Below are 26,231 nucleotides of genomic sequence, written 5' to 3'. Positions count from 1 at the left end.
TGTTATAATTTATATGCATATAATTTAGGCAGCCTAAAATGGGCTGCTTTTTATTCGATTATCATACATACATATGTTTATTTAAGGCTGTTTTCGGATGATTTGTTTACAAGAGGGTCTTATTTTACGAAGATTGGGGTGAGAGTAAATTGGCAAAAAGGAAAAGAAGGAGATCAAAAAAGAAAAACAAATGGCAAGCAGCCCTTACCTTTGAATTGATAGGACTTTTGCTAATTGCCATCACTAGTATTGCCATTGCTAAATTAGGTGTTGTAGGGTCTAGTCTTGTGTTGTTATTCCGTTTTTTTAGCGGTGAATGGTATATGCTCATTCTTATTGGCTTTCTTTGGCTTGCCATATATTTATTATGGAAACGAGAATGGCCATCTTTTTTTAGCAGAAGATTAATCGGCATATATTTAATCCTGCTTTCACTCATGTTATTAAGTCATGTTACATTATTCCAGGCCCTAACCGAACAAGGACCATTTCAAAGCCCAAGCGTTATAAAAAATACTTGGGAGCTATATAATCTGGAAATTAATGGAGAAACTACTCAACCTGATCTTGGTGGAGGAATGATTGGTGCTTTTTTATTTGCCGCTTTTCATTATTTGTTTGATAGTTTAGGTACTAAGTGGCTCGCTCTATTATTTATCTTTATTGGCATTATTTTAATTACAGGTAAAACCCTTCAAGAAACTTTGTTAAAAGTAGCAGTTCCTGTAGTGGATTTCTTCAAAAGGCAATGGATATCATTTATCGAAGATGTAAAGGAATTTTTTAGCAAATCAAATAAAAAGAAGCACAAGGAAGAACGGAAGACTAAGCCGAAAAAAGAAAAGCTAGATACTGATACAGAACAAATAGAAGAGGACTATGTTGTTGAATCAGTTGATGTCACCCCTGTTATTTCAGACTTCACAGACAAGGTTCAAGAACCTATTGAGCAAAAAAATGAAGAACAAATTGAAGAGAAAGCGCAGATACCAAATGTTGAGGAGAATATTAGTATCGATCAGAGTGGTCCATTGACTTTTAAAGAAACGGAAAATATTCATTATGAGCTACCATCTATCGACTTACTGTATGCTCCAAAACAAACTAATCAGCGTAGTGAACATAATAGCGTTTATGCAAACGCAAGAAAACTGGAAAAGACATTCCAAAGTTTTGGTGTAAATGCTAAAGTAACTAAAGTTCATTTAGGACCTGCTGTTACTAAATATGAAGTTTATCCAGATGTAGGTGTTAAAGTAAGTAAAATTGTCAATTTAAACGATGACCTTGCATTAGCACTTGCGGCAAAAGATATTAGGATCGAAGCACCAATCCCTGGAAAATCCGCAGTAGGTATAGAAGTTCCTAACGATGAAGTTGCAACTGTACTACTTCGTGAAGTGTTGGAATCAAAAGAAAAAAATAATGGAGATGACAAATTACTAATTGGTCTAGGACGAGATATATCTGGTGAACCGATACTTGCACAATTAAATAAAATGCCACATTTACTTGTCGCAGGAGCGACAGGGAGTGGTAAAAGTGTATGTATTAACGGAATTATAACGAGCATCTTAATGAGAGCAAAGCCGCACGAAGTAAAAATGATGATGATAGATCCGAAGATGGTAGAGTTAAATATGTATAATGGTATCCCTCATTTATTAGCGCCGGTTGTAACAGACCCTAAGAAAGCATCACAAGCTTTAAAAAAAGTTGTTAATGAAATGGAAAGACGTTATGAGTTATTTTCTCATACAGGGACTCGTAATATTGAAGGTTATAATGATTACATTAAGAGATTTAACGATGAAGGTGAAGAAAACCAGCCTACTTTGCCATTCATCGTCGTTATAGTGGACGAGCTTGCAGATTTAATGATGGTAGCATCGTCTGATGTAGAGGATGCAATTACAAGACTTGCTCAAATGGCTCGTGCAGCTGGTATCCATTTAATTATTGCCACACAACGGCCGTCAGTCGATGTTATCACTGGAATAATTAAGGCAAATATCCCTTCAAGAATAGCATTTAGCGTATCATCACAAACTGATTCTAGAACGATACTCGATATGGGAGGGGCTGAAAAATTATTAGGTAGAGGCGACATGCTATTTCTACCAGTTGGAGCATCAAAACCTACCCGAGTTCAAGGAGCATTTCTTTCAGATGATGAAGTTGAAACCGTGGTAGATTATGTGATATCACAGCAAAAAGCACAATATCAAGAAGAGATGATTCCAGAAGAAGTGAATGAAACACAAGAAGAAGTTAGTGACGAACTTTATGAGGATGCGGTTCAATTAGTGTTAGAAATGCAAACGGCGAGCGTGTCGATGTTACAGCGCCGTTTTCGAATCGGTTATACAAGAGCAGCAAGATTAATAGATGCAATGGAGGACAGGGGAATCGTCGGCCCATATGAAGGTAGTAAACCACGAACAGTATTAGTATCACAGCATAATGAAGATGTAGGATCGTAACAAATCTTATGTTCGACTCTTAGTTAATTTTTCGAAGTGAACCCCACTTACTTTAGGTGGGGTTTTTACAATGAGATGGAGTAGATTCTTCATCTCATTCATGATTTAAAATGAATAATGTTGCTTTTTAAGAAAGTTGTTTGCCCTTTGTTATAACTATTCATAATTAAACCAAACACTCTATACATTTGGAGATGCCTAGTTTGTACTTACCGAATTGTAGCTGGATGGAAATTTAATGAGGTCCATTCTTATTTATGGTGAATATGTGGTATATATTTTTATCACGAAATCGTATGAGTTCGTTTTACAAAATATTGGAGTAACAAGTACAAGCTCTCGCACTCCGTCCCAGGACCGAGTAGCAACCAATCAGCAGACTGTTAAAATTCGTCTTTTTATCTAATATACTTATCTCATTCAGAAAAAAGATGGGAGAAAAAAATGAAAAAGACATTTGCAGTATTTAAAAATAGTAATTATACGAAATTATTTTTTGCAAACTTCACCTCTCAAATGGGTTCTGTAATTGGTTTAACAGCATTTATGTTTTATTTGTTAAACCGTTTCTCCGAACAACCTTCTTACGCTACGATAAATGAGATGATGTATTCACTTCCGACACTAGCAGTATTTTGGATTGTTGGTGTATTGGCTGATAGAATGGATCGACAAAAAATTGCAGTATACAGTGATTGGATTCGAGTAGGGTTATCAATCTGTCTCCTTGGTTCTATTTGGCTCGGATGGATGCCGTTAATTTTTGCAATTTTATTTATACGAAGTGCCGTTTCAAAGTTTTTCATCCCAGCTGAGCAGGCAATTATTCAAGGGATTTTAAAAGAGGATGAATATACAACTGCAGCTGGACTTAATCAGATGGTAAGTAGCTTATTTAATCTATTTGGAGCAGGGGTAGGAGCAATTATCTACTGGACGGTAGGTCTCGAAGGTGCCATTATCGTTGATGCAATTTCATTTGTAATAAGTGCCTTGCTGTTACACGCATGTGACATACCTAAAGATGTAAGGTATCCTAATGGCAAACATTCAGTAAAAGATATCCGGCTTAAATCAGTATTTCACGATTTTAAAACAGGTATGAGTTACATAACCCAAAATCGGTTATTATTATCATTAATCATAGGTTTTATCGTGTTTGGTGTCGTAAATGGAGGGTTTTCAGTTATTCCTATATTTATCTTAAAATATAAATTAGCACCTGAAACCTACGAGCAAATGTCAGTTGTTATAGGAATTGTGTTCGGTATAGGAGTATTAATTGGGAGTATTATTGCTTCCATCATGGCTCAAAAAGTAAAGCTGTACCAATTAATTATTTTTGGCTTACTTGCTTGTGGCTCGCTTATAATTTTCACAGCATACACAAATACATTATTCATGTTTTTCATATTAACATTTGTAGTCGCAGTCAGTTTACCATTTGTTAACGTCGCAATAGGTGGCTGGCTTCCAAAGATAGTCGATCCGAAGATGATGGGCCGTGTGCAAGGGTGGATTGACCCTTTAATGATGTTTTCTCAATCAATTACTCTTGGAGTGATTGCAGTTACATATCCTACGATTACTACAATTGAAGGGTTGTTTTGGTTAGTCGGTAGCTCTTTATTTATAATAGGCATATTTTATGCTTTCGTATTACCTAAATTTGATAAACAATATTCAACTACATCTGCAAAAGAAGGAGCAAAAGAACCAAGTTTAATGTAATATTAGAAATAGTTCCCTTCACAATATTAGTGAAGGGATTTGTTATGTACTTCGACAGTACATGACCGATGGTTAGATTTTTCATTGATAGTGAATTAAAAATTTTGATTCAATAAATTACAAAGGTCATGTTTGTCCGAATGTAAAGAGTCTTAAGCAAAGGTGATAATAATAGAACATCTTGTGTCCTGAATGATATGTAGTTTGTTTTACAAAGGCTGTTTCCAATTGATTGTTGTTTTTCGTGATAAAAGTACAAAATAAATTTCGTAGCAGTTTTTATTCTGGGAAATTGAGTAAAAACATAACTTTATTTTCTGGTTTGGAAACTTTTGTAACAAAGTTTACGCAAAGAGCCTTCCAAAAAAAAGAAGTTTTGTTACAGGTTAAGTTCTTTTTTAATAAAACTGTAATGTACTATTTATTTCGTACAAAAAAAGTGATATATTATAAACGACTGAAATGGGCGTCTAACATCAGATGTCTGATCTCTTGAAGTAAAATATTGGAGGAGCAAGTATGTCAATCAAGTCAGACAATAGACAGTTATATTTACAGGTAATTGATAAAATAAAAGAAGATATTGAAAACGGTTTATACAAAGAAAAAGAAAAATTACCTTCTGAGTTTGAATTGTCAAAACTACTTGGAGTGAGTAGAGCGACTCTACGCGAAGCTCTACGGGTACTTGAAGAAGAAAATGTTGTCACTAGGAGACACGGAGTAGGGACATTTGTAAACTCCAAACCACTGTTTACGTCTGGAATTGAACAACTAAATAGTGTAACAAACATGATCCTTCAAGGTGGAATGAAGCCTGGAACCATTTTTCTTTCTTCAACGAAACAAGGACCGACTGAAGATGATCAAAAAAGGTTTCATTGCGATGAAAATGAAGAAATTTTATTAGTGGAACGTGTGAGAACGGCGAATGGCGAGCCTGTCGTATATTGTATTGATAAAATCTTGACCAATATATTGCCAGACAATTATTCTCATGATGAAGAATCAATGTTTGAAGTATTAAACCTTGAAGCTGGTGTAGAAATATCTTATGCCGTTGCTAATATTAAGCCATTGGGGTATCACGAAAAAATATCACCAATCTTACAATGCGATCCTGAAACCGCTTTACTAGTGCTAAAGCAATTACATTTTGATACAAATGATAGACCAATTTTATATTCATTAAACTATTTTAAAGCGGATAAGTTCAGCTTTCACGTATTGCGTAAGCGTTTATAACATGCTTAGTTGGGGGACAATCGACTATAATTCATAGATGTCGTTTTCCTCTTTTCATAAGGCTTTTTCGTAAACGTTGCTGCTATTAAAGCTCAATTTTAAAATTGATAGTATGCAATTGACATCATGTTGAAATAAGATGAGGTGTCACGAACGCATCTTCCTTAGTAAGAAAATCAATGCGAAAATAGCCTATCATAATTATTCACACCATAAAAGGTCATTTTAAGGAGGTGGATCATTACAAACTACAATTAAGCTTGATGTTCATGCATTAAATTACATTTAGGGGGCAGTAAACGATGAAGAAAAGAAAATTTGGTTTAGCTATGTCATTGGTGTTGGCTACAGGTACACTTTTAAGTGCTTGTGGTAGTGCTGATGAAGACAAAGGTGGACAAGCTGATAAAGGTGAAGCACCAGCAGAAGCTGTAGATTTCAAAGTAGGTATGGTAACAGATACTGGCGGTGTTGATGACAAATCATTTAACCAATCTGCTTGGGAAGGGTTGAAGGACTTCGGTAGTGAATATAACCTAGCTGAAGGTGAAGGTTTTAAATACTTGCAATCAGGTAGTGATGCAGAATATGAACCTAACTTAACTACATTTGCTGACGCTGGTTATGATTTAACATTTGGAGTTGGATTCCTATTAGAAAAGCCAATCACTAAGATTGCTGAGCAAAACCCAGATTCACAATTTGCGCTAATTGACAGCTTACTATATGATGCAGACTTTAATGCATTTTATTTGGATAATGTAGCAAATATTACGTTTAAAGAGCATCAAGGATCATTCTTGGTTGGACTTGTAGCTGCTAAACATACGAAAACTAATAAAGTTGGTTTTATCGGTGGGGTAGAATCAGGGTTAATTAAAAAGTTTGAAAGTGGATTTAAAGCAGGGGTAAAAGCTGTAGATCCAAATATGGAAGTAGTTGTACAATATGCTGGTGATTTCAACGATGCAGCAAAAGGTTCTTCAATTGCAACAACGATGTATGAGCAAGGCGCAGATGTAATTTACCATGCTGCTGGTGGTACAGGTAACGGTGTATTTACTGAAGCGAAAAACCGTAAGAAAAACGGCGAAGATGTTTGGGTAATCGGTGTTGACCGTGACCAGCACGAAGAAGGTATGCCTGAAAATGTAACGTTAACTTCAATGGTTAAACGTGTAGACGTAGCTGTATTTGAAGTTTCTAAGCGTGCGATGGAAGGTGACTTCCCAGGTGGAGAAGAAGTTGTATTCGGTCTTGAAGAAGACGGTGTACGTATCGCTCCGACAACAGATAATGTTAGTGAAGAAGCATTGGGTTTAGTTAAAGAGTATGAAGAGAAAATTCTTAATGGTGAATTAATCGTTCCAGCTACTGATGATGAATATGAGGAATATCTAAATACGCTTGAATAATGTTAAGAAAATAACATGAGAAACAAAGCAAAGGCTAGTGTTTACTAGCCTTTGTTAACTAACGAGAGCTTAACTTATTATGTGGTTTGTAGTAAGCAGTATAAATTACATTTAACTCCAAAGCGCCTTTAGGACATAGTTTAAGCGCTTGTAGGAGAAAAAATAGCATAATAACTACCATAGAATTAACATCAATATAAAGAAGCTTAGCTATAGTGAAAGCACTATGCTTTCTAACTATCCATGGGTCAGGAGTGATAATCGTGGAATACGTGATTGAAATGTTAAATATAAGAAAAGAGTTTCCTGGAATCGTTGCCAATGACAATATTACACTACAAGTAAAAAAAGGTGAGATCCATGCTTTATTAGGTGAAAATGGTGCCGGGAAATCAACATTAATGAATGTGTTGTTTGGCTTGTACCAGCCTGAAAAAGGGGATATCAAAGTAAAGGGAGAAAAAGTTAAAATTACTGACCCTAATGTAGCCAACCGTCTAGGAATTGGAATGGTACATCAGCATTTTATGCTAGTACAAAATTTTTCAGTAACAGAGAATATTATTTTAGGTAGCGAACCGACAAAGGGTGGAAAAATTAATATTCAAGATGCCGCTAAGTCTATAAGTGAGATTTCTGAAAAATATGGCTTAGCCGTTGATCCACATGCAAAAATAGAAGATATATCTGTAGGAATGCAGCAACGGGTTGAAATTTTAAAAACTCTATATCGTGGAGCGGAAATTTTAATCTTTGATGAGCCAACTGCTGCACTAACTCCACAAGAAATTAGTGAACTTATTCAAATTATGAAAACGCTTATTAAAGAAGGAAAATCAATTATTCTTATTACTCATAAATTGAAAGAAATCATGGAAGTTAGCGATCGATGTACGGTTATTCGTAAAGGAAAAGGGATTGGAACAGTGAATGTTGCTGAAACTAATCCGGATGAACTAGCAGCATTGATGGTCGGTCGTGAAGTGCATTTCAAAGTTGATAAAGAGGAAGCTAAACCTACAAATGAGGTTTTAACAATAGATGATTTAGTTGTGCATGATGCCAGGAATTTACCGAGTGTAAATGGACTTAACCTTGCAGTGAAAGCTGGAGAAATTCTTGGAATTGCAGGGGTCGATGGTAATGGTCAAACAGAATTAATTGAAGCAATTACTGGCTTACGTAAAGTCAAAGCTGGTTCTATTAAACTCAATAATAAAGAGATTAGTACGATGCCAACTCGAAAAATAACTGAATCTGGCGTTGGTCATATCCCTCAAGATCGACATAAGCATGGGTTAGTATTAGATTTTTCTGTTGGGGAAAATATAGTCTTACAAACGTATTATCAACAACCGTACGCAAAATCCGGTGTGTTAAATTATAAAAATATATACCAAAAGTCTTCAGAACTTATTGAAGAATATGATGTAAGAACACCAAGTGAATATACGCCAGCGAGAGCTCTATCAGGTGGGAATCAGCAAAAAGCAATCATTGCACGTGAAGTTGATCGAAGTCCAGATTTACTAATTGCGGCTCAGCCTACTCGTGGCCTTGATGTTGGAGCCATTGAATTCATACATTCGAAACTCATTGAGGAACGTGATAAAGGGAAAGCAGTACTACTCGTTTCATTGGAACTTGATGAAGTCATGAATGTAAGTGATCGCATTGCTGTCATTTATGAAGGGGAAATTGTCGGCATCGTTGATCCTAAGGAAACAAATGAACAAGAGCTAGGCCTGTTAATGGCTGGGGGTAAGCTTGAAAAAGAAGGTGTTTCGTGATGCAAAAACTATTAAAAAATGAAAAGCTAATAAATATATTAATCCCTGTGCTAGCAGCCTCTCTCGGCTTGTTAGCTGGCGCAATCATTATGTTGTTTACTGGCTATAACCCTATTGAAGGATATAGTGCATTGTTTGAGGGGATGTTTGGGAGACCAAAAGCAATTGGTGAAGTAGTTCGTGCGATGACTCCGCTAATTTTAGCTGGACTAGCTGTTGCCTTTGCATTTAAGACTGGATTATTCAACATCGGTGTTGAAGGTCAGCTTTTAGTAGGTTGGCTTGCAGCTGTTTGGGTCGGTTCAGCTTTTACTTTGCCATCAGTTATACATGTGCCATTAGCTATTTTGGCTGCAGCGGTTGCAGGAGGTTTTTGGGGACTCATTCCAGGTTTTTTAAAGGCGCGGTTTAAAGTACATGAAGTAATCGTAACAATTATGATGAACTACGTTGCTTTGCATACGACTGCTGCTCTAATTAAGAATTATTTATATGCTGGTAATGAAAGATCTCAACCAATTAATGAAAGTGCGTCACTAACATCATCATTTTTAGCATCAATTACAGAAAATTCAAGACTTCATTACGGAATTATTGTTGCTTTATTAGCAGCATTTATTATGTGGTTTATCCTTGAAAAAACTTCTAAAGGCTATGAATTGAGAGCCGTAGGGCTTAACCAGCATGCATCGCAATATGCAGGTATGAATGTTTCTCGTAATATTATTATGTCAATGACAATTTCTGGTGCTTTCGCTGGTGTCGCAGGTGCGATGGAAGGGTTAGGTACTTTCCAAAGTATGACAGTTATGTCTGCGTTTACGGGTACAGGGTTTGATGGAATCGCTGTTGCGTTGCTAGGGGCAAACCATGCCATTGGTGTTATTTTTGCTGCAGCATTGTTTGGTGGGCTAAAAACAGCCGCTCCACAAATGAACTTTAATGCAAATGTACCTTCGGAGCTTGTTCAAATTGTCATAGCTCTAATTATCTTTTTCGTGGCATCGAGTTACTTAATCCGTTGGGTTATTACACGCTTAAGCAAGGAGGGGAAATAAATGAGTGTATTAGATGTGTTAGGAATTATTATTCCTGTTGCGTTATTATGGGCAGCTCCCCTCATTTTCACAGCATTAGGCGGCGTATTTAGTGAACGTTCAGGTGTAGTTAATATTGGTTTAGAAGGTTTAATGATATTTGGTGCATTTACCGGTATCGTGACAACTTTATCACTCCAAGATTCAGTCGGGGCAGCAGCTCCTTGGATAGGTGTACTTGTTGCTGCAGTAGCCTCTGGACTTTTCTCGCTACTCCATGCTGTTGCGAGTATTACTCTGAAAGCTGATCAAGTTGTTAGTGGTGTTGCGATTAACTTTTTAGCTTTAGGTTTATCAGTGTTTTTAATTAAAAATATTTATGGTAAAGGTCAAACTGATTCAATAGCAGTACGTTTAGATAAGATTGATGTACCATTTTTATCAGATATTCCAATTATCGGCGATATCTTTTTCTCAAGTGTGCCATGGACATCATATATTGCTATCGTGCTAGCATTCGTCGTTTGGTTTATTGTCTATAAAACTCCATTCGGTTTAAGGTTACGTTCTGTAGGTGAGCATCCTATGGCTGCTGATACGATGGGGGTAAATGTTACAAGGATGCGATATGTCGGTGTTATGATTTCTGGCGTATTAGCAGGGGTTGGTGGTGCAGTGTATGCTGCAACAATTCAAGGGAATTTTGCCGCTGGCACGATTTCTGGTCAAGGCTTTTTAGCACTAGCAGCTATGATTTTTGGTAAATGGCATCCCATCGGAGCGATGGGTGCAGCATTGTTTTTTGGCTTAGCGCAATCTTTAAGTGTAATTGGGGCTACTATTCCAGTACTACAAGATATTCCTCCAGTATACTTGTTAATAGCACCATATGTATTAACAATATTAGCTTTAACAGGGTTTGTAGGTCGTGCAGAAGCACCAAAAGCACTTGGTACACCATACGAAAAAGGCAAACGATAATAGCATTGACTTAACTGAAACTCCCCTTAGTGGGAGTTTTTTGTTTAGGCTCTTGTAGTATTGGTGATGCTCTTATTAAGAAATGACGAGAACTATCGAGATAGCTAAAATATAAGCTCTTTCCGTATTTTCATTTAGTATCATTTCTACAAGGTTTAGATATGTGTTGTTGAAATTACAATTTATACAATAAATATGTTATCAAGTAACTATTTCGCGATGACTGTTGTTTTTCGTATCACAAAATAAACACTCACACAACTAGAGTTCGTGCTACCTTTTCTTCTGGTCATGTTGACTATCATCTTAAGTCGCTTCTTATAGTACCAACTTGGTGATCATAGTAATAAAGTTTACGAAAAGAGCTTTTCAAATTGTCAAATAGGTATTTACTTGAAAAATCTTCTTGTACAAAGGTATATTTAATTTAGGTTAATTCCATTGTTTTAGAAGAAAATAAAAACAGTATGTGTTGAAGATCAATCTTTGTTTATATTGATTTACCGTTTTCCAAGTTTACTTGAACGATGCCACGTTAATATTTATATAAACATGAGATTCATCTAATTGAATGGAATAGAAGGAGGTTTAATTATGTCATTATTCATAGAGCAAGAGCGCAAGATCAATGGATTAAGGTTACACACAATTGAAACGGAAAAATTTAAAACAAATACGATCTTAATGAAATGGAATGCACCACTACAAAAACAAGACGCAACGTTAAGGGCACTGTTACCTCATGTATTGCAAAGTGGCACGCGGTCCTTACCTTCTGTTAAACAGTTAAGATCACACTTAGATGATTTATATGGAGCAACCTTTGATGTGGATTTAGCAAAAAAAGGTGAACAACATGTCATCTCATTTAAAATGGAAGTTGCGAATGAAAAGTTTTTATCAGATCAAACACCTTTGCTACAAAAAGCTATGCAATTATTTTCTGAAGTCATTTTTGCACCATATCTCGAAGGTAATCATTTCTCAGACCAAATAATAGAAAAAGAAAAAAGAGCCCTAAAACAGCGAATACAAGCGGTTTATGATGACAAAATGCGCTACGCTAATTATCGTTTAGTACAAGAAATGTGTAAAGATGAGCCATACAGTTTGCATGTTAATGGTGAATTAGATGAAGTAGATAACATTACTTCAGCAAGTCTTTATCAATATTATGAGCGAGTGCTGTCAGAAGATGAGATTGACTTGTACGTCATAGGAAGTGTTAATAGTTCTCAAATTGAGCAATATGTTTCTAACTTTTTTTCATTTTCCGAACGAAATGCTAGGCAGTCACCAAAGAAAAATACCTTTACCGTAGAGAAGGTTAACGAAATTATCGAAAAGCAGGATGTGCGCCAAGGAAAGTTAAATATAGGATATCGAACAAAAGCGACCTATGCTGATAAGGAGTATTTTGCTTTACAAGTATTCAATGGAATATTCGGAGGTTTTTCGCATTCGAAATTATTTATAAACGTAAGGGAAAAGGCAAGCTTAGCATATTACGCTGCTTCAAGACTTGAAAGCCACAAAGGGTTGTTAATGGTTATGTCAGGTATAGATGTTCAAAATTATGACCAAGCCGTAAATATCATTAAAGAGCAAATGTCAGCGATGAAACAAGGTGACTTTACTGATCAAGAGCTAGCACAAACAAAGGCTGTTATAAAAAATCAAGTACTTGAAACAATCGATCATTCACGAGGGTTAGTTGAAGTGCTATATCATAATGTTGCTTCAAATATTAATCGTTCCATTGATGAATGGCTCGATGGAATTGACGGTGTGACGAAGGAAGAAATTATTGCTGTTGCGCAAGATGTACAATTAGATACGATTTATTTTTTAACAGGGATGGAGGCGAGCCAGGCATGAAGAAGATAAATTTTGAACAGCTAGAGGAGTCATTGTATTATGAAAAAATGAGCAATGGTCTTGACGTCTACATTTTGCCGAAACCGGGTTTTAACAAAACTTATGCTACGTTTACGACGAAATATGGCTCAATTGACAATCGTTTTACGCCTTTAAATAGTAACGATATGGTCACTGTACCTGATGGCATAGCTCATTTTTTAGAACATAAGTTGTTCGAAAAAGAAGATGGTGATGTATTCCAGGATTTTAGTAAGCAAGGGGCTTCAGCAAATGCATTTACGTCTTTTACACGAACAGCATACCTTTTTTCTAGTACTGATAATGTAAAACTAAATCTTGAAACATTAATAAATTTTGTTCAGGCGCCGTATTTTTCTGATCAATCTGTAGACAAAGAAAAAGGCATCATCGGTCAAGAAATAACAATGTATGATGATAATCCTGATTGGCGTTTATATTTTGGCTTAATCCAAAATATGTTTCAACAGCACCCTGTAAAAATAGACATCGCTGGGACAATTGAATCAATTTCTCATATTACGAAAGAGTTGCTGTATGAATGTTACGAAACATTTTATCATCCGAGTAATATGCTGTTATTTGTTGTTGGTCCAATTGATGCCGAACAAATTATGGATTTGATTCGAGAAAATCAATCGAGTAAAAACTATGAAAATCAACCTGACATTGCACGCTTCGAATACAATGAACCGTTGGAAGTTGCACAAAAAGAACAAGTGCTAAAAATGAATGTTCAATCTTCAAAATGTATGGTAGGTGTGAAATCACCCAAAATAGGACGATCTGCTCAAGAGTTGTTAAAGCATGAGCTAACGATAAATGTCATGCTAGACTTATTATTCGGTAAAAGCTCAACACATTATGAAAACCTCTATCAAGAAGGGCTAATAGATGACACATTTGCTTATGATTATACTGAGGAGTCAAGTTTTGGATTTGCAATGGTTGGTGGAGACACGAATGATCCAGATGAGCTAACGAAGCGTTTGCGTGAAATCATGCTTGATTTAAAAGAGCAAGAAATAACAGAGGAACAATTAACAAGAGTCAAAAAGAAAAAGATCGGAGCATTTTTAAGGGCAATAAATTCTCCTGAATATATTGCAAACCAATTTACTCGTTATGCATTTAATGACATGGACCTCTTTGATGTAGTGCCTGTACTTGAATCGTTAACGATTGAGGATTTAACCAATGCAGCTGCAGAATTATTCAACGAACCACAAATGACAGTATGTAAAGTTGTTCCTAAACAATAAAAAGTTATGTGAACAAAAATAGCTAGTAGCCCCAATAAATAGTTAAGTTTGGACAATAGCTTATCTAAGCTCAACAAATTCGTTACTTCCAAGTTAACGAGCACATATCGAGACTCATGCACATAAAATGAATGATTTGATTTGCTGATTTTCGTACTAAAGACAAATAAATCCGGTATATATCGTATTGGTGGCATCCAGTCATCTTCAACAAAGATGACAGTTTGATAAACCCTCATCTAGCTATGCTAATGAACAAAGTATGCGAAAAGGGTCTGTGATTAAAGGGAGTGGAGAGTTGAAATATGCGTTAATCACTGGTGCGAGTGGTGGCATCGGTATGGAAATAGCTAAGAAATTAGCAGAGGAAGGTTATTCGTTATATGTACATTATCATCAACGAAAACAAGAAATTGACAAGTTGATTAATGGAATAGAACAGCTAGGCGTACATGCTATTGGCATTCAAGCGGATTTGTCATTACCAACTGGTCCAAATCAGCTACTTGAACAAATAAAACATGATATAGAAATCGTCATACATAATAGTGGAAATAGTTATTTTGGACTCATCACTGATATGGATGAACGAGATATTTCGGCAATGGTCCAACTGCATGTTACTAGCCCATTTACTATTACGAAAGCGTTATTACCAACTATGATTTCAAACAAAAGAGGTAATATTGTTTTTATTACATCTATATGGGGAATAACAGGGGCTTCGTGTGAAGTACTCTATTCTATGGTTAAAGGTGGACAAAACACATTTGTGAAAGCATTGGCAAAAGAAGTTGCTCCAAGTGGAATTAGAGTGAATGGGATTGCACCTGGCGCAATTAATACTGCCATGCTAGATTTTTTTTCGAATGAAGAAATTGAAGGTATAGAGGAAGAGATACCTTTAGGACGGGTTGGAACTCCACAGGAAATTGCGGATACCGCATTATTTCTAATTTCAAAGAAAGCTTCGTATATCACTGGTCAAATTTTGTCTGTTAATGGTGGGTGGCATTGTTAATGTCATTGCTACACATATAGTAATCTATATGTGTAGTTTTTTTTGTACAGCTTTTTTCAGAGCTGCTTTATTGGCTAATAAGTTGCTACAAAGCTATGGAGAAGAGTCCTTGAATAAAGTTCACTTAAATGTCATAGCGAGTTTGTATAAATTTTTGCCATTGAAACAAACTATACATGACTACACATGAAGGAGGCTTTTGTATGTCTGTGCTAGATAATTTTGAACAATGGAAGGACTTTTTAGCAGATCGACTTCATCAAGCACAAGAAAGTGGCATGAATCAAAACACGGTATCGGATATTGCTTATCAAATTGGCGATTATTTATCCAACCAAGTAGAACCGAAAAATGCTCAAGAAAAAGTACTAGCTGATTTATGGCATGTAGCATCGAATGAGGAACAGCATGCGATTGCGAATATGATGGTCAAGCTAGTTGAAAATGATGGGAGTAATCATTAAAGAGGGGGAACTCCTCTCTTTTTTGATTTGATTGTATCATTGGAAGGGGTAAAACCGCTTCTTATTCTAGATGATAGCTCTTGATTTTGTAGAAGAGGTTGACAATGATATACATTTCACTAATGAGTAACCTGCTACATATTATCCTCAACAAAATTGTAAACAGGATCATATCTTTAATAAATGGCTGTTTTATCAGAGAATGTTGTTTGTTGTAGAAATAAACATTCCCCAATTAACATGCGTGGCATTATCCGTTCTGTAAAATGATGGAAAACGTATAAAACAACTTCTTGCGCTTCTTATATGATATCAACCGTAACAAAGTTTCTAAAAGAGCCTGAAAGATACAATAATTAGTATAAAAAGTAATTTATTATCATTGGGTAAAGAATGCCCCTTTTATATTACATATAAATCATTTATTATAGTCTTATAGACTTATGTGTGATACGTAACTTAATATTTTTTTATAGTGCTGCATAGGGGGATTTGCATGCAAAAAAAAGAATGGTATTTAGAATACGAAATTCATAAAAATAGACCTGGCTTACTCGGGGATGTGTCCTCTTTATTAGGGATGTTATCTATTAACATCGTTACAATCAATGGTGTTAAGGACCATCGACGTGGCTTATTATTGAGATGTGATCGGAATGAACAAATAGAACGTCTTGCATCAATTTTACAAACTATGGATAATATAACAGTGACAAAAATACGTGAACCGAAGCTACGAGATCGTTTAGCTGTTAGACATGGACGTTATATTCAAAGGGATGAGGACGATAAAAAAACATTTCGATTTGTCAGAGATGAGCTCGGCGTATTAGTTGATTTTATGGCAGAATTATATAAACAAGAAGGTCATAAATTAATCGGTATACGTGGTATGCCAAGAGTTGGTAAAACTGAATCAGTCGTAGCTGCGAGCGTATGTGCAAATAAGCGATGGTTATTTGTATCTTCAACATTGCTTAAGCAAACGGTCAGAAGTCAGCTAATTGAGGACGAATATAACGAAAATAATCTATTTATTATTGACGGTATTGTGTCAACGAAAAGAGCTTCAGAACGCCATTGGCAGCTAGTTCGGGAGATTATGAGGCTTCCAGCTGTCAAGGTAGTTGAGCATCCGGATATATTTGTTCGAAATACTGAATATACGATGGACGATTTCGATTATATTATTGAACTACGGAATAATCCTGAAGAGGAAATAACGTACGATATCGTTGAACAACCACAAATGTTACAAGAATCTAGCTTATCTACATTTGATTTTTAGCAAATTGGAAGGTGTTTTCATTGACAGAACTAGGTAAAAGATTAAAAGAAGCAAGAGAAGAAAAAAATATTAGCATAGACGATTTACAAAAGTTAACGAAGATACAAAAACGTTATCTAATCGGAATTGAAGACGGTAATTATGATCGAATGCCTGGACAATTTTACGTGCGTGCCTTTATCAAATCGTATTGTGAAGCAGTTGAGTTAGATGCTGATCTTATTTTTGAACAATATGAAAATGAACTCCCTAGCTCATCTAATTCAGATTTACCTGGTCAGCTGTCGAGAGTACAGAGTCGTAAACAGATTTCACCAACAACAACTTCAAAAGTGGCAGATATGCTACCAAAAGTATTAACAGGAGTATTTGTTTTCGGCCTTCTTATAGGGATCTACTTCATCGCGCTGAATTTTTTAGGTAATACAGATGGTACTCCAGCGCAGGAAAGTGGAGAAGATCGTGAAATTGTCCTTGAAGATAATTCAGAAGAAAATGATCCAGTTGAAGAGGTGGGCAGCGAGCCTGCAGCAGAAGACGCTGATCAAGAAACTGATGTACAGGATGAAGAAGTGGACGAGCCTGAGCAAGCTGTAGAACAGGTGCTAGAATTAGTAAGTGTGCAAGGCGCTAATTCTTCCATGAAGTTATCTAATACAGAAGAATTTAATTTAGAGATAAAATCAACTGGAAATACTTGGATTACTCTTAGAAATGACCAAGGTGAACAGTTTTATTATGACTTCTTAAATGAGGATGACCAACCATTGTCCTTCGATATGAGCAAAGAAAATAAGATATCACTAAAGTCAGGCTATACACCAGTAACAGAAATATATATAAATGGAGAACTGGTAGAGTTTCCAAATGAGGGAGGAACAACCCAAACTATGGAAATCCTCTTCAATAATTAATAAAGTCATCATTTTGATGGCTTTTTTGACTTATTCTGATATATTATTGTACATGTAAGTTTTGAAGGAGGAAGAATTTGTGAATATACCAAATAAGATTACCGTTTCACGTATTTTGTTAATTCCAGTGTTTTTGGTGATTATGCTTGCACCGCTATCCTGGGGACAATTACAAATAGGCGGAGGAGAGATACCTGTTACTCATTTCATTGGTGCTATCATTTTTATTATTGCATCCACGACTGATTGGATTGACGGATATTATGCAAGGAAATATAATCTCGTCACCAACTTAGGAAAATTTTTAGACCCTCTAGCTGATAAGCTATTAGTGTCAGCGGCGCTTATAACACTCGTTCAGTTTGAATTGGCACCTGCATGGATGGTCATAGTCATTATAAGTAGAGAATTTGCCGTAACAGGTTTACGACTTGTTCTAGCAGGTGGTGGTGAAGTTGTTGCTGCAAACATGCTTGGCAAGATTAAAACATGGACGCAAATTGTAGCCGTTTCTGCATTGCTATTACATAATATTCCTTTTGAAGCATGGTCGATTCCATTTGCTGATATAGCACTATGGATTGCGGTATTTTTCACAATTTGGTCTGGGTGGGACTATTTTGCGAAAAATAAACATGTATTTGCTAACTCAAAGTAAACCAGAATATTGAGATGATGCACCGAAGTAGTAAATTTTATGAGGATGAGACGGGTTTTCTTCTCATCCTCATAAAGTTAAAGGAACATAATGTAGCAGTCTTCAACCTGCTATAACACATACTATTTTTACGGGGGGGGGGATGACATGAACGCTGAGATTATAGCAGTTGGATCAGAGTTATTATTAGGACAAATTGCGAATACAAATGCACAATTCCTATCGAAACAATTAGCAGAGCTAGGAATTAATGTTTATTTTCATACTGTAGTTGGTGATAATCAAGATCGGTTAAAAAGGGTCGTTGAAACAGCAAAACAGCGATCAAAATTGATTATCTTCACTGGAGGGTTAGGCCCAACAAAAGACGATCTAACTAAGGAAACGATGGCATCTATGCTAAAGCAACAGCTAGTCACACATGAACAATCACTTAAAAGAATTGAATCGTACTATGAAAAAGTAAATCGTAAAATGACAGACAATAACAAAAAACAGGCTGTTATTCTAGAAGATGCAACGGTATTGCTTAATGACCATGGGATGGCACCAGGAATGGCTATAACGAAGGATCAAGTTACATATATGCTATTGCCAGGCCCTCCAAAGGAAATGCAACCAATGTTTTTGAAATACGGGACAGAATATCTCAATAACCTCTTAGGTGTTCGTGAGAGAATCATATCTCGCGTATTAAGATTCTTTGGAATTGGTGAGTCAAAGTTGGAAACTGAGATTGAAGATTTGATTGATAAGCAAGAGAATCCAACGATTGCTCCGTTAGCATCTGACTTTGAAGTAAAACTTCGATTGACAGCTAAACATTCCTCAGTAGACATAGCTAATGAGCTTCTTAATGATACAGAGCAAGAAATACTAAGTCGTGTTGGTCAATATTTTTATGGTTATGAAAACACCTCACTATTAGAACATGCGGTAGCTGTTTTACAAGAAAAAAAAATGACGATAGCGAGCGCTGAAAGTTTAACTGGAGGCATGTTTATGAGTGAGTTAATAGCTGTTCCTGGTTCTTCATCTGTAGCTAAAGGTGGAATTGTAGCTTATACGAATGATATGAAGGAAACATTACTCAATGTTAACCGAGCGACACTTGTACAGGAAGGCGCCGTCAGTAAAAAGTGTGCACAACAAATGGCTGAGCATGTGAGGAAATCATGTAACTCTGACTGTGGAATTAGCTTTACTGGAGTTGCTGGGCCACAAAGCATGGAAGGTAAAGATGTAGGAACGGTCTTTATTGGGCTTTCGATTAATGATCAACCTACAGAAGTCTATTCATTGAAATTGGCTGGTTCTAGACAAATGATTAGAGAAAGAGCTATTAAATATGGATACTATTATTTACTCAAACAATTGAAAATATAATAAGCCATGGGCTGCCAACTTTTGTAGTTTCTTTGAATTACACGAATATAATTAGTACGATGGGCATCCTTTCTAAGAGATGACTGTTTAGTAAAACGATATCTATGTATGCTAGTTAAGGAACCATAGCAGCAAAGCATACGAAAAGAGCCTAAGTTTTAGACCCCTAATCTACTTTACCCAACAATGTTCTAGTTTGCCTGATTGAATTCATTTTTGAATAAAAACGAATAGATGTTCGTTTTTTGCTTGGCAAATGTCCAAAAACAAGGTATAGTATAAGTAGTAATGGAGATGAGGAGGAATAAATGTGAGTGATCGTCAAGCTGCATTAGATATGGCGTTAAAGCAAATAGAAAAACAATTTGGTAAAGGATCAATAATGAAGTTAGGTGAACAGTCGGAACGTCAAATCTCTACCGTTCCTAGTGGTTCATTAGCATTGGATGTTGCGCTTGGAGCAGGTGGTTATCCACGTGGCCGTATCATTGAAATATACGGACCTGAAAGCTCTGGTAAAACAACAGTTGCTCTTCATGCGATTGCTGAAGTGCAAGAACAAGGCGGTCAAGCTGCATTTATCGATGCTGAGCATGCGTTAGACCCTATTTATGCACAAAAGCTAGGTGTTAACATAGATGAACTATTGCTATCTCAACCTGATACAGGTGAACAGGCGTTAGAGATTGCTGAAGCACTTGTAAGAAGTGGTGCTGTTGATATTTTAGTCATCGATTCAGTTGCAGCGCTCGTTCCAAAGGCTGAAATTGAAGGGGAGATGGGAGACGCTCATGTTGGCTTACAAGCACGTCTTATGTCTCAAGCCTTACGTAAGCTTTCAGGAGCAATAAATAAATCTAAAACGATTGCTATTTTCATTAACCAAATTCGTGAGAAGGTTGGTGTTATGTTTGGGAATCCGGAAACTACACCTGGTGGTCGTGCGTTAAAGTTTTATTCTTCAGTACGTTTAGAGGTTCGTCGAGCTGAACAATTGAAGCAAGGAAATGATATTGTAGGTAATAAAACGAAATTAAAAGTAGTAAAGAATAAAGTGGCACCTCCGTTTAAAATAGCCGAGGTTGATATTATGTACGGTGAAGGAATCTCCAAAGAGGGAGAAATTCTTGATATGGGCTCTGAGCTCGATATTGTCCAGAAGAGCGGGTCTTGGTACTCGTTTGAAGGTGAACGTCTAGGGCAAGGGCGAGAAAACGCTAAACAATTCTTAATGGAGAATGCGGACATATCAAAACAAATACACGAACAAATTCGAGAACACTACGGCCTTAACAATACAACAGAGCCGGTGGGCGACGATTCTCAAAGTGAACTCGAATTCAAAGAGTAAACAACATAAGCTGTAAAAGAAGGATACTTCATGTAGTATCCTTCTTTTTCATTTAAGCTGTTTTCGTATTAATAAAAAAAGAGCTAAACACAAATATAGCTATCGCTCGGGGCATCTTTTCTTCTCAAAGGTTATGGACGTCATATAAAACACATCAGTTATTTAAATGTAAGTGAAAAAATGCAACAAAGTTTACGAAAAGAGCCTTCATTTATCATTAGTTCTATTCAATAGCTTACAACAACAGGACATAGTATGGTAAACCATCTACCAGTTTATAAGGTGGTAGGACCAAGGTTTGAAGAAAGTCTGTCGCTGTTCAAGTCAAGGTTTGTGCACTCTCTTCCAATATTAAGGAAAGATGGCAGTGGCAGGCCTTGACAATAAAATTACCCACCTTTACAATTAGTATGTATATTATACATGTTTGTTAATATTACAATTGTTACTATTAAGAATTTTTTCAAACAAAATTGGAGGACAGATAGGAAGAAGGAGCAATCGGTTGGTGTCAGGTGCAAGTGCAATGAAATAGTTGCCTCGTACTTATGAAGCACACGATGAAATTACTTGTGTAGGTATTTAACAATAAATTACCAACGATATTGAGTAAATTCACAGTCTTTTTCCAGGCTTATAACAGCCTCTAGTATTGGAACTTGAAAAGCCATTGTGCATGTTGGAATTTATTAAGGGAAAAATTACATGCCGACAGTTTGAATCTAGCAAGAAACAAGTATATAGCAAGAGGAGGTGAAATGATGGACAATCTCAATCCCATTATAATCATCGCCATTTTGCTTGCCATAGTCGGTGCAGTTGTTGTTCTTTATATCTCACTTGTTCGTAAATCTAATGAGGCGAAAATCACAAGCGCAAAAAGCGCTGCTGAACAAATTATTAACGATGCAAATCGAGAGGCTGACGCGCTTAAAAAAGAAGCGCTTCTTGAGGCAAAGGATGAAATCCACAAACTTCGAACAGAAGCAGAAAAAGAAATTCGTGATCGAAGAAGCGAACTAAAAAAACAAGAAAATCGGTTAATGCATAAGGAAGAGAATCTTGATCGTAAGGATGAATCTTTATCTAAGCGAGAGAGTGTGTTAGAAAAAAAGGAGGATTCTCTAGGTCAAAGACAACAGCATATTGAAGAGATGGAAAGCAAAGTGGAAATGATGTTTAACAAACAACGTACAGAGCTTGAACGTATTTCTAGTTTGACACGTGAGGAAGCGAAACAAATCATTCTTAGCAATGTTGAAAAAGAGCTTGCACACGATGTTGCGATTACGATCAAAGAAGCAGAAAGTCGCGCTAAAGAAGAAGCTGATAAAAAGGCAAAAAACATTTTATCATTAGCCATTCAACGTTGTGCGGCTGATCATGTAGCGGAATCTACAGTTTCTGTCGTAAATCTGCCTAATGATGAAATGAAAGGACGTATCATTGGTCGGGAAGGTAGAAATATTCGAACTCTAGAAACGTTAACAGGTATTGATTTGATCATCGATGATACACCTGAAGCAGTGATTTTATCTGGCTTCGATCCGATTCGACGTGAAACGGCTCGCATTGCTTTAGATAAGCTTGTTCAAGATGGACGTATTCATCCTGCTCGTATTGAAGAAATGGTTGAAAAATCGAGAAGAGAAGTGGATGAATATATTCGCGAAATTGGTGAACAAACGACATTTGAAGTAGGTGTACATGGGCTCCATCCAGATTTAATCAAAATATTAGGTCGACTTAAGTACCGAACGAGTTATGGGCAAAACGTGTTGAAGCATTCAATGGAAGTCGCATACTTGTCAGGATTGTTGGCAGCTGAGTTAGGTGAGGATGAGTTACTAGCTCGTCGAGCAGGCTTACTTCATGATATTGGTAAGGCTATAGATCATGAGGTGGAAGGTAGTCATGTTGAAATTGGTGTAGAACTAGCTATGAAATACAAAGAGCATCCAATTGTTATTAATAGTATAGCTTCACACCATGGTGATACAGAGCCTACTTCTATTATTGCAGTATTAGTAGCTGCTGCCGATGCATTATCTGCAGCAAGACCTGGAGCAAGAAGTGAAACACTTGAAAACTATATAAGACGTCTCGAAAAGCTTGAAGAGATTTCTGAATCATTTGATGGTGTTGAGAAATCATTTGCAATTCAGGCGGGGCGTGAAGTTCGAATTATGGTTAAACCAGATTCGATTGATGATCTGGAAGCTCATCGATTAGCTCGTGAGATTAGAAAGAAAATCGAAGATGAGCTCGATTACCCAGGTCACATAAAAGTGACAGTGATTCGGGAAACACGAGCTGTCGAATATGCAAAATAAAGTGGTTTTTACCACTTTATTTTTTTTGTTTTGGCAAAACTGATAATAAATTGTACAAATATATAAAGGGGTCGAAAAAATGAAAATATTATTTATTGGAGATGTAGTTGGCTCACCAGGAAGAGATATGGTTAATGAATATGTTCCTAAATTAAAAAAGAAATACCTTCCTTCAGTTACTATTATTAATGGTGAAAATGCAGCAGGGGGTAAAGGGATAACTGAAAAAATATACCATGGTTTTATTAAGGCTGGAGCACAAGCGGTTACACTTGGTAATCATACGTGGGATAATAGAGATATATTTGAGTTTATTGACTCTGCGAAATACATGATACGCCCTGCAAACTTTCCAGAAGGTGTACCAGGTAAAGGCATCGTTTATATCCCTTGTGAAGGTCGTGAGGTTGCCATTATTAATTTACAAGGAAGGACATTTTTAAATCCAAATGACTGCCCATTTACAAAAGCAGATGAATTAATTGAAGAAGCAAGAAAGCGAACCAAAATCATTTTTGTAGATTTTCACGCGGAAGCCACGAGTGAAAAACAAGCAATGGGTTGGTATTTAGATGGAAGGGTATCTGCTGTTGTAGGAACGCATACACATGTGCAAACGGCTGATCATCGCATTCTACCTCAAGGTTCTGCATATATAACTGACGTAGGTATGACAGGTCCATATGATGGAATATTAGGTGTTGACAGAGAAGCAGTTTTGAAGCGTTTTTTGACTAATCTCCCTGTTCGGTTTGAAGTAACCGATGGAAGAGCTCAACTTAATGCTGTAGTCATTGATATTGACAACAAAACTGGTAGAGCTAAAGGGATTAACCGCATTATTATTAACGATGATCATCCCTACTTTGATTAAATTTTTTTCGTAAGGCTCTTTTCGTTAACTTTGTCTGTTTTCATTAATTGTATAAACTCTGATGTGTATATGTGATTTGAACAGTTGTTGGAGAAGAAAATGAAGGCAAGATGTATTCGTACTTATATCTTAGAACGAAAATCAACAATCAAAGCGAAATCAGCCTTTCGTCAATTTTGTTGATTTTTCAAATAGGTAATATGTGATTGTTGCGTTCTTACATAAAAAACTGAAATTGAACTGTGTTTATTTCTTAAACCGTATATTAATAAAGGGATATATCCAGAGTTTTTTGCTAGTCATTGAGAGGTAATAAAAAACTATTTTCCAAACCTTGTTTCTCCAGAAATTAAGATTTTTGTGAATTTTTTGATAAAAGATTCAAAACTTGCAGGAATACTATATGTGACTACTGAATATAGTATCAATGGGCTTATATATATACAAAATGTTCTACTGAACACTTATCATTCACAGTAAAAAACAAGGAGGAACTAGGAATGGAAATATTAAAGGTTTCAGCAAAGTCTAACCCTAATTCTGTAGCTGGTGCACTTGCAGGAGTACTACGAGAAAGAGGGGCAGCAGAAATTCAAGCGATTGGGGCAGGTGCATTAAACCAAGCAGTGAAAGCGGTAGCGATAGCAAGAGGTTTTGTAGCTCCAAGTGGTGTTGATCTCATTTGTATCCCAGCGTTTACGGACATCCAAATTGATGGAGAAGAACGGACGGCAATCAAATTGATTATTGAACCTCGCTAGGTTCATTGTTAGAATTTTACTCTAGAAGTTAGCATAAACCTGTTTGCGAATACTGCAAACAGGTTGTTTTTATACTATGAAGAAAATACAGTTAGCCACGCTGCTTTTTATTGTACAGGTGATACGATCGTAAAGGTGGACATATGAGTCCCCATCGTCAGTTGATGCGATATACGCAAATAAGAAAAGATGCCACGTGGGATTAGTTTATATACATGTAAGATGATCGTACGAATACCGCCGATAATGTCGAGAAAACTCTTTTGATAAGAGAGGAGTATTAAGAATGAACATTTTTGATGCACATTGCGATGTTTTATTAAAGATGTGGCTCAATCCATCTATTTCATTCGAAAATGATAAGTCATTACATATAACTTACGAGCAAATGGTTGCGACAAGAAGTAAAATACAATGCTTTGCGATTTACATTCCTGAATCTGTCAGTAATATAGATAAATTTGACGTCGCATTAGAAATGATAGATATATTTTATAATCGAATCATCGGTAAATATGATCATATTAAACTAGTTAAAACAAAAAAAGATATTAACACCTTAAATAGTAATGAAATTGGTGCTATGTTAACGCTTGAAGGATGCGATTGTATAGGGTGGAGTATTACTAGGTTAAAAACTCTACTCCAGCTAGGTGTATCTTCTGTTGGTTTGACATGGAATTATGGCAATACTGTAGCTGACGGTATTTTAGAAGAGCGAGGAGCTGGGCTCTCATCATTTGGAAAAGAGGCTGTTCGAACATTAAATGACCAAAAGGTATGGACAGATGTCTCTCATTTATCAGAGCAAGGATTTTGGGACGTAATGGCATTAGCGGACTATCCAATTGCATCACATTCGAATTGTTATAAGCTTTGTGACCATCCGCGCAATTTACATAACAATCAAATTACAGCAATGATCGAGAAAGGTGGCATGATAGGTGTTACCTTCGTTCCACAGTTTTTATCCGTACACGGTCATGCAGGCATAACAGATATATTGTTACATATAGAACATTTATGTTCCTTAGGAGGGGCTAAAAACATAGGGTTTGGTTCTGATTTCGATGGGATTTCTACAACAGTAAGAGGTATGGGGAACTTTAAGTGCTATATGCATTTAATTGAAGAATTACATAAATATTATAGCGATGAGTTAGTAAGAAGTTTTTTATATCAGAATTTTGTAGAACATTTACCTGAATAATAAATGATTTTTTCGAAAACAAAAAAATTATTCATATAATCGACAAATTTTATGTTGAAACACTTGCAATTTTTTGATTATAGGTCTAGAATTGTAAGCGTTTAGTACATCCAAACATTTCATAATTG

Annotated in this window: 20 protein-coding genes; all 20 read left to right on the top strand. The window is 36.2% G+C overall.

What is annotated here, in order from left to right; genetic code table 11:
- The first annotated feature begins 149 nt into the window (after positions 1-149).
- The 20 genes from ACSVDA_RS05740 (at position 150) to ACSVDA_RS05645 (ending at position 26,103) form a co-directional block, all read left to right on the top strand.
- Positions 150-2,483: a DNA translocase FtsK gene (locus tag ACSVDA_RS05740; RefSeq protein WP_485881587.1), complete on the top strand. Its 2,334-nt coding sequence runs from the start codon at positions 150-152 to the stop codon at positions 2,481-2,483.
- A 444-nt stretch (positions 2,484-2,927) separates the two neighbouring features.
- Complete coding sequence (locus ACSVDA_RS05735; protein ID WP_485881585.1) at positions 2,928-4,214, top strand: MFS transporter; 1,287 nt, start codon at positions 2,928-2,930, stop codon at positions 4,212-4,214.
- Positions 4,215-4,733: 519 nt separating this feature from the next.
- Positions 4,734-5,459 carry a GntR family transcriptional regulator gene (locus ACSVDA_RS05730; protein ID WP_214482742.1) on the top strand — a complete coding sequence of 242 codons (726 nt, stop codon included), beginning with the start codon at positions 4,734-4,736 and terminating at the stop codon, positions 5,457-5,459.
- Positions 5,460-5,761: 302 nt separating this feature from the next.
- A complete protein-coding gene (locus ACSVDA_RS05725; RefSeq protein WP_485881583.1) occupies positions 5,762-6,874 on the top strand; it encodes a BMP family lipoprotein in 1,113 nt (370 codons plus the stop codon).
- Between the two features lie 263 nt (positions 6,875-7,137).
- On the top strand, positions 7,138-8,664 hold the full coding sequence (locus ACSVDA_RS05720; protein ID WP_485881581.1) for an ABC transporter ATP-binding protein: 1,527 nt from the start codon (positions 7,138-7,140) through the stop codon (positions 8,662-8,664).
- Positions 8,664-9,722 carry an ABC transporter permease gene (locus tag ACSVDA_RS05715; protein ID WP_485881580.1) on the top strand — a complete coding sequence of 353 codons (1,059 nt, stop codon included), beginning with the start codon at positions 8,664-8,666 and terminating at the stop codon, positions 9,720-9,722. Before ACSVDA_RS05720 ends, ACSVDA_RS05715 begins: the two co-directional genes overlap by 1 nt.
- Positions 9,723-10,682 carry an ABC transporter permease gene (locus ACSVDA_RS05710; RefSeq protein WP_485881578.1) on the top strand — a complete coding sequence of 320 codons (960 nt, stop codon included), beginning with the start codon at positions 9,723-9,725 and terminating at the stop codon, positions 10,680-10,682.
- A 594-nt stretch (positions 10,683-11,276) separates the two neighbouring features.
- Positions 11,277-12,560, top strand: coding sequence for an EF-P 5-aminopentanol modification-associated protein YfmF (gene yfmF / locus ACSVDA_RS05705; RefSeq protein WP_485881576.1), 1,284 nt, complete (start codon positions 11,277-11,279; stop codon positions 12,558-12,560).
- Positions 12,557-13,843 carry an EF-P 5-aminopentanol modification-associated protein YfmH gene (gene yfmH / locus ACSVDA_RS05700; protein WP_485881574.1) on the top strand — a complete coding sequence of 429 codons (1,287 nt, stop codon included), beginning with the start codon at positions 12,557-12,559 and terminating at the stop codon, positions 13,841-13,843. Before yfmF ends, yfmH begins: the two co-directional genes overlap by 4 nt.
- A gap of 298 nt (positions 13,844-14,141) precedes the next feature.
- On the top strand, positions 14,142-14,864 hold the full coding sequence (gene ymfI, locus ACSVDA_RS05695; RefSeq protein ID WP_485881572.1) for an elongation factor P 5-aminopentanone reductase: 723 nt from the start codon (positions 14,142-14,144) through the stop codon (positions 14,862-14,864).
- Positions 14,865-15,067: 203 nt separating this feature from the next.
- Positions 15,068-15,328 carry a DUF3243 family protein gene (locus ACSVDA_RS05690; protein ID WP_485881570.1) on the top strand — a complete coding sequence of 87 codons (261 nt, stop codon included), beginning with the start codon at positions 15,068-15,070 and terminating at the stop codon, positions 15,326-15,328.
- Between the two features lie 496 nt (positions 15,329-15,824).
- Positions 15,825-16,616: a DUF3388 domain-containing protein gene (locus ACSVDA_RS05685; RefSeq protein ID WP_485881568.1), complete on the top strand. Its 792-nt coding sequence runs from the start codon at positions 15,825-15,827 to the stop codon at positions 16,614-16,616.
- A gap of 20 nt (positions 16,617-16,636) precedes the next feature.
- A complete protein-coding gene (locus ACSVDA_RS05680) occupies positions 16,637-17,530 on the top strand; it encodes a helix-turn-helix domain-containing protein (protein ID WP_485881566.1) in 894 nt (297 codons plus the stop codon).
- Between the two features lie 79 nt (positions 17,531-17,609).
- Positions 17,610-18,188: a CDP-diacylglycerol--glycerol-3-phosphate 3-phosphatidyltransferase gene (gene pgsA / locus ACSVDA_RS05675; protein ID WP_485881564.1), complete on the top strand. Its 579-nt coding sequence runs from the start codon at positions 17,610-17,612 to the stop codon at positions 18,186-18,188.
- Positions 18,189-18,335: 147 nt separating this feature from the next.
- Complete coding sequence (locus tag ACSVDA_RS05670; RefSeq protein ID WP_485881562.1) at positions 18,336-19,574, top strand: competence/damage-inducible protein A; 1,239 nt, start codon at positions 18,336-18,338, stop codon at positions 19,572-19,574.
- Between the two features lie 310 nt (positions 19,575-19,884).
- Positions 19,885-20,925, top strand: a complete 1,041-nt coding sequence (gene recA, locus ACSVDA_RS05665; RefSeq protein WP_485881561.1) for a recombinase RecA — start codon at positions 19,885-19,887, stop codon at positions 20,923-20,925.
- A gap of 761 nt (positions 20,926-21,686) precedes the next feature.
- Positions 21,687-23,258, top strand: coding sequence for a ribonuclease Y (gene rny, locus ACSVDA_RS05660; protein WP_413785498.1), 1,572 nt, complete (start codon positions 21,687-21,689; stop codon positions 23,256-23,258).
- Positions 23,259-23,337: 79 nt separating this feature from the next.
- A complete protein-coding gene (locus ACSVDA_RS05655; RefSeq protein WP_485881559.1) occupies positions 23,338-24,132 on the top strand; it encodes a TIGR00282 family metallophosphoesterase in 795 nt (264 codons plus the stop codon).
- Positions 24,133-24,632: 500 nt separating this feature from the next.
- Entirely contained in the window at positions 24,633-24,893 is a 261-nt protein-coding gene (spoVS, locus tag ACSVDA_RS05650) for a stage V sporulation protein SpoVS (protein ID WP_119116493.1), read from the top strand.
- Between the two features lie 286 nt (positions 24,894-25,179).
- A complete protein-coding gene (locus ACSVDA_RS05645) occupies positions 25,180-26,103 on the top strand; it encodes a dipeptidase (protein ID WP_485881557.1) in 924 nt (307 codons plus the stop codon).
- Positions 26,104-26,231 lie beyond the last annotated feature (128 nt).

Origin of the sequence: Cytobacillus sp. Hm23, assembly GCF_051842895.1 — a bacterium.
In the GTDB taxonomy this organism is placed as follows: Bacteria; Bacillota; Bacilli; order Bacillales; family SM2101; genus Nanhaiella.
Note: the sequence above shows the minus strand (reverse complement) of the source record. Positions and strands in the feature narration are given on the sequence as shown.

Coding starts and splice junctions, on each gene's coding strand:
- rny (WP_413785498.1), top strand. CDS start 21,687: ATGGACAATCTCAATCCCATTATAATCATCGCCATTTTGCTTGCCATA.
- yfmF (WP_485881576.1), top strand. CDS start 11,277: ATGTCATTATTCATAGAGCAAGAGCGCAAGATCAATGGATTAAGGTTA.
- ACSVDA_RS05685 (WP_485881568.1), top strand. CDS start 15,825: ATGCAAAAAAAAGAATGGTATTTAGAATACGAAATTCATAAAAATAGA.
- ACSVDA_RS05735 (WP_485881585.1), top strand. CDS start 2,928: ATGAAAAAGACATTTGCAGTATTTAAAAATAGTAATTATACGAAATTA.
- ACSVDA_RS05730 (WP_214482742.1), top strand. CDS start 4,734: ATGTCAATCAAGTCAGACAATAGACAGTTATATTTACAGGTAATTGAT.
- spoVS (WP_119116493.1), top strand. CDS start 24,633: ATGGAAATATTAAAGGTTTCAGCAAAGTCTAACCCTAATTCTGTAGCT.
- yfmH (WP_485881574.1), top strand. CDS start 12,557: ATGAAGAAGATAAATTTTGAACAGCTAGAGGAGTCATTGTATTATGAA.
- ACSVDA_RS05670 (WP_485881562.1), top strand. CDS start 18,336: ATGAACGCTGAGATTATAGCAGTTGGATCAGAGTTATTATTAGGACAA.
- ACSVDA_RS05715 (WP_485881580.1), top strand. CDS start 8,664: ATGCAAAAACTATTAAAAAATGAAAAGCTAATAAATATATTAATCCCT.
- ACSVDA_RS05690 (WP_485881570.1), top strand. CDS start 15,068: ATGTCTGTGCTAGATAATTTTGAACAATGGAAGGACTTTTTAGCAGAT.
- ACSVDA_RS05710 (WP_485881578.1), top strand. CDS start 9,723: ATGAGTGTATTAGATGTGTTAGGAATTATTATTCCTGTTGCGTTATTA.
- ACSVDA_RS05645 (WP_485881557.1), top strand. CDS start 25,180: ATGAACATTTTTGATGCACATTGCGATGTTTTATTAAAGATGTGGCTC.
- ACSVDA_RS05655 (WP_485881559.1), top strand. CDS start 23,338: ATGAAAATATTATTTATTGGAGATGTAGTTGGCTCACCAGGAAGAGAT.
- ACSVDA_RS05725 (WP_485881583.1), top strand. CDS start 5,762: ATGAAGAAAAGAAAATTTGGTTTAGCTATGTCATTGGTGTTGGCTACA.